8 protein-coding genes and 1 pseudogene are annotated in these 8945 nt (G+C 46.7%); 1 reads left to right on the top strand and 8 read right to left on the bottom strand.

Annotated elements, in window-relative coordinates; genetic code table 11:
- Positions 1–626: 626 nt before the first annotated feature.
- From AC5JLB_RS08950 to AC5JLB_RS08915, 8 genes and pseudogenes are all read right to left on the bottom strand, one after another.
- Positions 627–1208: an RNaseH domain-containing protein gene (locus AC5JLB_RS08950; protein WP_495873480.1), complete on the bottom strand. Its 582-nt coding sequence runs from the start codon at positions 1206–1208 to the stop codon at positions 627–629.
- Complete coding sequence (locus AC5JLB_RS08945; protein WP_495873481.1) at positions 1105–2202, bottom strand: hypothetical protein; 1098 nt, start codon at positions 2200–2202, stop codon at positions 1105–1107. The genes AC5JLB_RS08950 and AC5JLB_RS08945 overlap by 104 nt, the downstream gene beginning before the upstream one ends.
- 51 nt (positions 2203–2253) lie before the next feature.
- A pseudogene (locus tag AC5JLB_RS08940) lies at positions 2254–3365 on the bottom strand (pPIWI_RE module domain-containing protein); the annotation flags it as partial.
- A 75-nt stretch (positions 3366–3440) separates the two neighbouring features.
- Positions 3441–3797, bottom strand: a complete 357-nt coding sequence (locus AC5JLB_RS08935) for a hypothetical protein (protein ID WP_495873479.1) — start codon at positions 3795–3797, stop codon at positions 3441–3443.
- An 84-nt stretch (positions 3798–3881) separates the two neighbouring features.
- Positions 3882–7010 carry a pPIWI_RE_Z domain-containing protein gene (locus AC5JLB_RS08930; protein ID WP_495873478.1) on the bottom strand — a complete coding sequence of 1043 codons (3129 nt, stop codon included), beginning with the start codon at positions 7008–7010 and terminating at the stop codon, positions 3882–3884.
- Positions 7003–7341, bottom strand: coding sequence for a restriction endonuclease-related protein (locus AC5JLB_RS08925; protein WP_495873477.1), 339 nt, complete (start codon positions 7339–7341; stop codon positions 7003–7005). The genes AC5JLB_RS08930 and AC5JLB_RS08925 overlap by 8 nt, the downstream gene beginning before the upstream one ends.
- Positions 7342–7565: 224 nt before the next feature.
- Positions 7566–7760, bottom strand: a complete 195-nt coding sequence (locus tag AC5JLB_RS08920; RefSeq protein WP_495873476.1) for a hypothetical protein — start codon at positions 7758–7760, stop codon at positions 7566–7568.
- Between the two features lie 36 nt (positions 7761–7796).
- Positions 7797–8324: a hypothetical protein gene (locus AC5JLB_RS08915; protein WP_495873475.1), complete on the bottom strand. Its 528-nt coding sequence runs from the start codon at positions 8322–8324 to the stop codon at positions 7797–7799.
- Positions 8325–8581: 257 nt separating this feature from the next.
- Here AC5JLB_RS08915 and AC5JLB_RS08910 point away from each other — a divergent pair, with 257 nt between their 5' ends.
- Positions 8582–8839: a DUF1016 N-terminal domain-containing protein gene (locus AC5JLB_RS08910; RefSeq protein ID WP_495873474.1), complete on the top strand. Its 258-nt coding sequence runs from the start codon at positions 8582–8584 to the stop codon at positions 8837–8839.
- Positions 8840–8945 lie beyond the last annotated feature (106 nt).

Genomic DNA, 8945 nt, shown 5'->3' with positions numbered 1-8945 from the left:
TAGATACGCTTAAATCTTTTGTGCTTCTGTCCGAACTAAAGGGGTCACTTCAAAGGTATCTCTTTGCCGATTGAAACTTTAATCATCTCGCCAAACTAGCAAAACTAGACTTGAAGTTACATGAGTGTGACTTAAGCCGAATGGTTGCGACTGACTAAGGTATCCTTTTGCCAAAGTCCAGTCTTAAGTGTTCGTTTTCTCGTTATGTAGTCGAGCTGCTTCTTTAGCTAACTCAGTTATCCTCCTACCGAAAGTGCAAACCTTAGCTAGCTCTCTGCCGAAAGTATAGAACATAGTTATAAGATTTGCTTATATTTTTAAGTAGTAATTTGAAGGAAGTTATTGACGTTGACTTGCTTGCAAAGTTTGTCCTGCTCTTTTGCGGGCAATGGACAGTCGATCGCCTGAAACTCGTAATATTGGTATTTACTCTTATCCACCTAGCACCTTGTAAGGAATAGAGTTCTCTTCCAGCCACCCGTTGTTTCGCAGTTCACCGAATGGGTAATCACAATTTCCGCTAGTGCTTTTGTCGGTAAGGATACCAGTTATCGGCGATACTGCAGAGATCGAGCATCTGCATAAACCGTGGAAATGTGCTTGAGCTTCTGATTTCAGACAAAAGTTCAAACGTCTTCGTTCTGCTCTGAATCATCAAGTTCTACCGAATCTCTGAAGCTAACTGCATATTCTTTCGCTTTAGCTGCAAACGGGAAAGGGAATGGCAATGAGCTATCATCAGCATAGTAGGGAAATCGGTTTCTAAGACGGTGAATTAGAAGGGCAAGTCGATCGATCTGAATGCTTGGGTGATGAACAATAGCGACTTCTAGTAACCTTGCATTGACAGCAGAACGGCTGCCATTGTTCAGTCTAGATTCTGAGATCTTTAAAGGGAACTTCTCATTCGTTGAGGCTTTTCTAATGCTGAAGTAAACCGATGGTTCACCTTCAGAGACAGCCTGCCAACGGTAGATCGTGCCCCGTGCCCGACTGCCCAGGTTTGCTCGTTTTGTGGAACCAGGTTTAACGATCGCTACAGGAGTTTCGTAACTGCTTCCTTGTAAGCGTAGTCGTGCAATCCACAGACGATTCCGTTCATCCTCATCTTTCAAGTGAAGAGCACTCAGTATTCTGTCTGCTTGCAGGTTCGGATTTTGCAGCCAGGAGAGTAAGCCTTTGCGCCGAGCGTTTTGCGCTTCTGCCATAAAACAAAACATAAGGTTTCACACCTGCTATTGGCTCGTGCAAACAAGTCTGTAAGCATTCAGAGACAAACTTATTGAGCAAGGCTTCCTCCTTCTCTTTCTCTGAAAAACTCTGTTCCTCATTGAGTTCTGGATTGGTTTCTTCAAACTGGGAGTCGGGTTCCCATTTCTCACCGAGGAAATAGTTGAGTGCAGATGAATAAGACACCCAGGGATTTGCCCTGTTTCGCGCTAGCAAAGAAGGAGTTGTAACTTCGATTGTGGGTTCGCTCGCATTGACTCGAATCATCATCACAACAGTATTTGGAAGATTGCTTGCGGTTGTGCGTTTTGTTCGTCGCAGCACATAAAAACAGGTTAACCAAACGTGCGGTGTAATTCCGTCAGAGGGCTGAATTAAAGGTGCATCGGGCAGAACGCCACATTGTCGCAGTAGATCTGACACCGCACGCTTAACTCGTTCGGAAGCATCCTGTCGTCTGATTTCCTTACCATCTTTTGTATAGGTCAGGGCATGGATATGCTGGTTCAGATAACCTACCTGCATCGCTGCAATGCGCCAAGCTAACTTCGGGTCAGCTTCGGGTGGAAACGGTCTCCGCTTGATTTCAATCAGCGCCCCACTCAAGCCTTTAGCCGTAAGAAGAAATGAAGCAATGCGATCGATCCGCTCCTGTAAAAGTTGAACTCGCCGCTGTGGGCGATCGCGTGGACGAACTGAAGAATCAATGTCTAAATTCTGTGTTAAATCCTCGACGTGCTGAGTTTTAATCCATAGAGAACCAAAAGTGCCTTTGTAGCATTGTGCCTCCCCAGTTGTATGAGAAGCTGTGGTGTAGGTAATGACTTCTTTAGTTGCAGATAGGTGGAGTAACTGGCAAATTTCAGCAATGAGTTCATCTCGACATTCAGCGGTCTCCCAAACAATCAAAATCTCTTGAATGAGATTTGCGGAGTGAAAGACAGCAGGGGCAGCGATGCTGGGACGGAGCATTGGAGTTGATCGCGTATTGGAGTCAGTTTTTTGTTTACCTGGTTGACTCTGATTGTTGGCTGCTTGAGTGATATCTTTTGTAGGTATAGTGGCAGGTAGACCTAAAAATGTTATTGATCTGCCAACTTGAATTGCTTCGCCAACCCGCTCGACAGGCAAACGATCGCAAATTGCTTGATCAATATGAGCGAGATCGAGCGAATTTACACCCGCTCTGCTGATTGCGCTACTACTGGATAGTGAATGTCGGCTATCGAATGCAATTGCAGCTTGCATCGGTCGTGGTGTGGTCTTAAATATATTCCAGTGATACGCAGGATTCTCAAGTAGAGCGATCGAATTTGGTAATCGAGTGTCATCAGCAAGCAATGCTTCGATCGCTGTTGACCATCCGCCGGTTTCTCCCCGGCGTTTCATGGCCAGGGGAATAAAACATAGGGGTTGTCGTATCCCATCCAACAAGCGCAACTCATTTCCAATGTAAGCGGTCAGACCCCGATAGGGAGGACGTTGCTGGGAGTTCACAATCCATCGTCGGGTGGAAAGATGATGATACACAATCGGGCTTTTACGACCAGGAACCGTTTGCAATGCAAACCGCAGCACAAATGAAAGATAGGCGCGCTCTTGTTCTCCTTCACGATTGATTAGAGTGACTGGGTGAGGAGGCCAAGACATTAATTCTGCTCCACCCAGACGAATCACCCGATAAAAGGTGAGTTCCTGGCTGCCAAATTGGACGATTGGATTTTTCAGTCTTTGGCTAAAAAATCAGGAATTGCATTGTAGAGAACTGACTCTTCTTCTCTCGTTTGCGGATGCAGCAGCGAGTAAGTTCTAGGTTGTTCCCACTGCCAATCCGCAGCATTGAGTGTTGCCAAACTCACCTCAACTTCAGACGCGCTGAGCGACGAACTAAATTCCTCCCTCAGCCAATCTTTGATGAGTAGAGCCAGCAGCGACAGATTAGCGATTCGTTCTTCAGCTAGTAGCCAGGGCTGATTTGGTCGCTGCCAACCTTGGCGCACAGTTTGAATAATTCTAGGAAAGCTTGCTGCAACCAGGGGATCAAGAGAGTAAATAGGTGGGGCTTGATAACCTTTTCCCTGGAATCTAGCACGACGGACTGCTAAAGATTTTGCGATCTGCTGATCTGCTGCCAAGCGATCGGCACAGGTAGGGCAAATAGCTGATAGTTTGTATCCTGAGTCAACGACCAGGCACCCGGCAGAATGGTGTTAAAGCTCATTGTTGGAGTTCCTAAAAATGTTCTCAAGTTTTTCTAAGAAGATGTCGTAGAGCGATCGCAGTAATGTTCTTTCGTAGGCGTGTTCTGCATCATCTCTAGAAGATCGCAATGCTTTGATGATGCCAACCAGGAGTGAGGTTGCTTCGCTATCTGGTAAACCGTATGCCAACTGAGGAGCGAATTTTGCGTCTATGAAATAAACCCTGGCAGGCACATTCCCCTGCAGTAAGCGTCCGATAATTTGCCAAATACTCACAAGTTGCGTCCAGCAAAGTGTGTTGCGCTCTTGCTCTGTTAGTTGTTGAAATGAAAACGCGGTGCAGTTGAGGTTGAGCATTTCACTCATTGCATTGAGATAAAAGATTTCTCCTATCCGAGTCAGGGTAAAGGATTCACCTTCAGAACGAGCCGCATCAAATAGAACAGACTCCTATTCGTGAGTGAGTGCCCAGTTGTTGAGCTGCCGAACGGTGAACTGCCAATCATCAGGAATGGGCATTGGACGATTCAAAAACAATACGGCTCCGATCGCTGCCTGCTTTTGAGCATTGAGAATATTGTGTCCCCGCTCCAATGCCATCAAAGGCGCGATGACGATTTGGCTCGGTGTGTGGCGCAACTCAGAGATTTCACCTCGACGCAGGCTGTAAGCGCGTGCAGGTGCATTGTCCCGTCGGAGCGTTGCCACGCCTTCATCTATCTGCTCAAGTCTATATAGGGGTCTCAAAATTTCTCCAACCCAATCGGCTTCATCGTAGCTGCCGACCACAATTAACAGCCGTTGGCGATCGCTCCACCACTCTGGATTGGTTCGCTCAAGTTCTGCTAACTCCTGAAAGCATTTTGCTAAGAAGCTAGAAACTTTTCCAGGCGATTCACACATCGCTCTGACTAACTGATCAGCCGCTAGTCTGCGTTGAGCAACAGGCAATCCTGATAGCTGGATAAATTTCCCATCTGTTGGTCTTCGCATTGGGGTAAAGAAGAACTCGCTGGCATGGATACCTGAGCGAGCTGAGCTATTTTCCTGTGCAGACTTGAGTAGTACGGTAGGTTGAACGTTGATGTGGTAAGAAGGGGAGCCTGGGGCGTAGCTCGTGCCCGAAATTAATACCGTGTGCGCTCCATCCCAATCATCCACTGCAAACAACGTTGGGAAGCGCAGAAGTAACGTGCGACCCACACCCACATATCGGAAATATTCTAATTTGCTGCTCCTTTTGAAATTGCGTCGATCGCATTTGTACAAGAATCCAAGAATATTGCCAACTGGCGCTTCAGGAACAATGGGTAAATAATCGCGGGGTGGACGATGAACAATTGCCTGATCAAGATCATGTAAATCTACAATGCGACTTTGACTGAGTTCTGTAAGATGATCCACTAGAAACCCGAGTCGATTGTCAAGAACAGCAGTTAGCACTGCAAAGTGAACGTGATGAGTGAGCTGTTCAAAGATTTCGTCTTGTACAGCAATTTGGTGCTGCTCTAGCCAGGTCTTACACCAGTTCTCAACCTCAATAAGTGCTTGTCGATCTGTTTCAGCATTCAACACAGTAAATGCTAGATTAGACAGGCTACGACTCCAGATACTCCGACTTTGACGGCAATTAAGGGGTGATCGTAAAAAGTCTTGCAGTTCTTTAATCAGAGCTTTCCGACGCGCATGTTCCTGATCTGGAGACAAAGCTGCTGCTAAAATTTGCTGTCGCCGTTCTTGCATTCTTTCTTGGCGCGTTAATCTAGGTGCTTCAGTGTCGGTTTCACTAATAGGTGAACGAGACAGGTCATAAATGATTCGTGCAAACAAAGAGTAGCCCGTAAACGGATTCCGCCCTAGCCACACAACCAGATGCCCTTGGGTCAAAAGCAAGTGATAGAGACGGTTTGTGGCATTTTGAATATGATAGTGAGCACTGATCCAGGCAACAAATCGATCGCCAACCATGCTGCCCCGATCGGAGTGATAAATTTTGGCTAGGTTCAATCCCAGCTTGTTTAGGAAAGACGTTCCAGATTGATCAACAAGAACCTGACTGGGCGCAAATTCTTCATCAAATTTCACCTGCACGCGATCGGCTTCGTCCACAAATAGGACATCACACTCACGATACACTGCTTCTGCAAGCGTCAGTCTCGTGCCAACTACCTGTTCGGGAATGGAGTTATCAATAAGACTACCCGCAATCTGTCTGGGAACACGACTATGAATAAAACTACTCGGTGTCAAAATCCAGACAACAGCAGTTGCAAAGTCTCTCTCTAATTGATGTCGTGGGCATTTGTAATACAGGGGACAGGTGAGTTTTTCATCCGATTCCTGCTCTTCTGCGTCTTCATCGATTTTTGCGTCGATCGGTGAAGCTCCTTTCTGATAGAGGCTATGGCAAGGTTCCTGACCAAAATTCCACCATTCCTCTGCTTGAACTAATGCAAGTAGGGGGCAAACCGGACTGAACCAACGCCAAGCAGGATGGACACCACCCTGATTAATTTCCTGCCCTACATTCTGAAAGAGGGGTTGATAGACTTTCGTTAGTTGATCGACGCGATCGCTTCCCAGCACTGGAACTGCTTCAACCCCCAATCCCCACCGGAATAAAGAAGCAAGCTTCACGGCTGTAACCACTTCGTTCACAATCAAGGCACAGCGATGTTTTCCCTGCTTTGCGAGATGATAAATAAGAATTTCTAGTAGCGTGGACTTGCCAACGTTGAGAAGTCCCACAATATGTACTAGCTGTTCTAGCTGCAACACCTCGCCGTCACGGAAATCATCGAACTCGGAGTCGTATTGTTCCAGCGCAATTCTTCGCAGTCGGTCTACATAATTTTCCGGTGCATGCCCTGATTCAGCTAATCTTTGATCCATCTCTTGGGCAGCAAGCTGCAAATCTTGCCACCTCGCAGTCTTGGGAGGATTACGAGCCTCGCGGGTACGATGAAATCTCACGATCGGAGACGGAGCAAGATTCGCAACCTCTGTCGGAATATCGATCGGAATTTCAACGAATGAAGGTTCCTTTTGACTTACTTTGCAAAACCATGTTCCAGCAGTTGCAAGTTTAGGAGAATATTCCTTGTGGGGGGGAGTTCGGGTTAATGTTTGCTGATATTTCTCTAGTCGGCGTGGACTGGTACTAGAGGGAATTAAGCAGGGAACTTGATTCAAACCAAATAAGCGGTAGATTCTGACAGATTCGGGAAGCCGAGTATACTCCTCTAACGATCGCTCCCACCGCCGACCTCGATGACGAATCAGATAGAAACGTGCCTGCTGCACTGCTTGCCAGTTGAGATCATTCTGAAGCGTCTCATGGGGCAAGCGATATCCAGAAAGTAAAACTGCAACTGAAGATGCTGGCTCGGTTGGAGCAACCTGCCGCAGCAGCGTTAATGCGAGCTCTACATCCGCAATCAATCGAGCCAGACGTTCAAGCTCGCGCTTCCGAATAGAGTCATGGCTACTCGACCAGGCATCGTCTACGTAGTCTTGTAAGCCATCTGAACGACGAAGTTGCTTGCAAAGTTCAGTGCGCCATTGGGAAATATCACGCATTTTTCTTCTGCTCCATAATTGCATTGGCGTCAGCAATGACTTCGCTGAAAAGCCTTAGACGCACTCCTTGTAACTCAGGTTCTAACTGCTCACGTCTGACGCGAATTCGCAGGTAATCTTCTCGCTCGTCTGGAAAAACAATAAAAGTTTCCGTTGTTTCTGCCTGATACTGCACCCGTTTGAGCCGCTCCTCATCCAGATACGTCCAATCCTTCACATCGATCGCCCACCGCACTTTGCGAGTTAGCTCGACGAGCAAGTCGTATTGATCAATATGGGGCCACAATGTAACGCGAATCCCTAGTTCGGAAAGTTTCGCCGCCAAATCCACTTCCCAGATGCCTGGTAGCGTCCCATATGTATAGATGCCAGGAGTAACGACTATCCATTGAGAGGCTTCTTCTTTAGAAATAGTAGTGACTTTGCCAGAACTAGTTCTTGCACATAGCGTTTCACAGAAATGATTCCGGCAGTGATGACTTCCATCTGCTCGCCGACGGTGTACATATTTACATCGAGGACAGAAATGATAAACGTCTTCCTCGGCAAATTTGTCTAAGTCAATGTATGACTGATGCTGTCGTAGAAACTCTCGTAGAGGTCGAAGTTCCGTCTATCTACATGCTGCCGATAGTCTACAAACCCCAATGCAGGCTGAGTGATGACAAGATATCGATAAGCACGATAAGCATCTTCAAGCTGATGAGTTTCACAGTATTCTTTTAGGTCTTTCAGAAAAGACTCTTGCACTTGCTTAAAAATATCAGAGCCAGCAACATGCCAGGATCAAGCGAAATCAGATGCTATCCCGTCCTCAACTAATGTGACCTCTGGTGATAAATAATGAATATCCTGGCTTGCAGCCCATGAACAGCTCGGTTGTTCAGCCCACTGGAAAAAGTTACAGAGATGATCGGACTGCTCAAGGGTTTCTTCTCCTTGCAGCATTGAAGTTAAATACATCCGCGATAGTCCTATCCGAAGTGCCTCTGGAACTTGCGATCGCTCCTCAACCGGCAATTCTTCCCACTGCACTACACCCGTCGCCAGATACCGCAGTGTTTCTGTCGCTGAAATCTGAACGGATGGTTTTTGTGGCTCAGGTCTCAAGAGATGAAGCGATCTGGCACTATGGTCTTCCCACTGCACATCGATTCCCCGTAGCGTTTGTAACCAACGTTGAACCGTGGCTTTCTGCTTAGTCTGCATTTCAAGTAGAAGGCAAAGCTCCTCAAGCGTTGGTCCTTCCTTATGGGTGCGGAACCATTCTCTCAGCACATCTAAAATTCTCTGTCGATGTTTCGTGACCTTCATCAGCAGATACCAATAAAGAGATTCTTGGATTTAGTGTGTCACCCCGACTCTGACCAGTCAATAAAAGTTTTGCAGTGTTTCCAAAATGTTTCCTAAGTTTCCATTTTTACTGAGGTCAACCTACTCTATATTTCGCGAAAAGCAATTGTTCTATCTGCGCTTTGGAGAAGTTTGTGAAAGAGCCTCCTCAAGAGTCCAACGCCTTAGTTCAACTCGGAGCGATCGCCTCTACTCAACTCCTGGTTGATATTTAGACTTTGATTACAAGCAGCCGAAGTTGGGCAGCCCAAGCGGTCAATGCTGAACTTGTGTTGCTCTACTGGCATATTGGTAAACGGATCCGCAGTGAAATTTTGGGTGAAGGGCGGGCAGAATATGGTGAGCGAATTGTTGAGAGTTTGAGTGACGCATTCCCTCGTGAGTACGGCAAAAGATTTAGCCGCCGCAGCATATTCAGAATGGTTCGATTTGCCGAAGTGTTTCCCGATAAGCAGATAGTGTCAGAGGACGTTTGAGAAGTAGCAGATTATGCCAGCCTTCGTAGGAGTGTACGGAGAGGTGAAGTTTCAGTAGATCAAAAATTTTCTAAGAAAGGGGTAGAGTCAGGCAAGAAAGCATTGA

This window comes from Myxacorys chilensis (genome assembly GCF_059505265.1).
The sequence above is the reverse complement of the archived record's forward strand: the minus strand, read 5'-3'. Positions and strand labels throughout refer to the sequence as shown.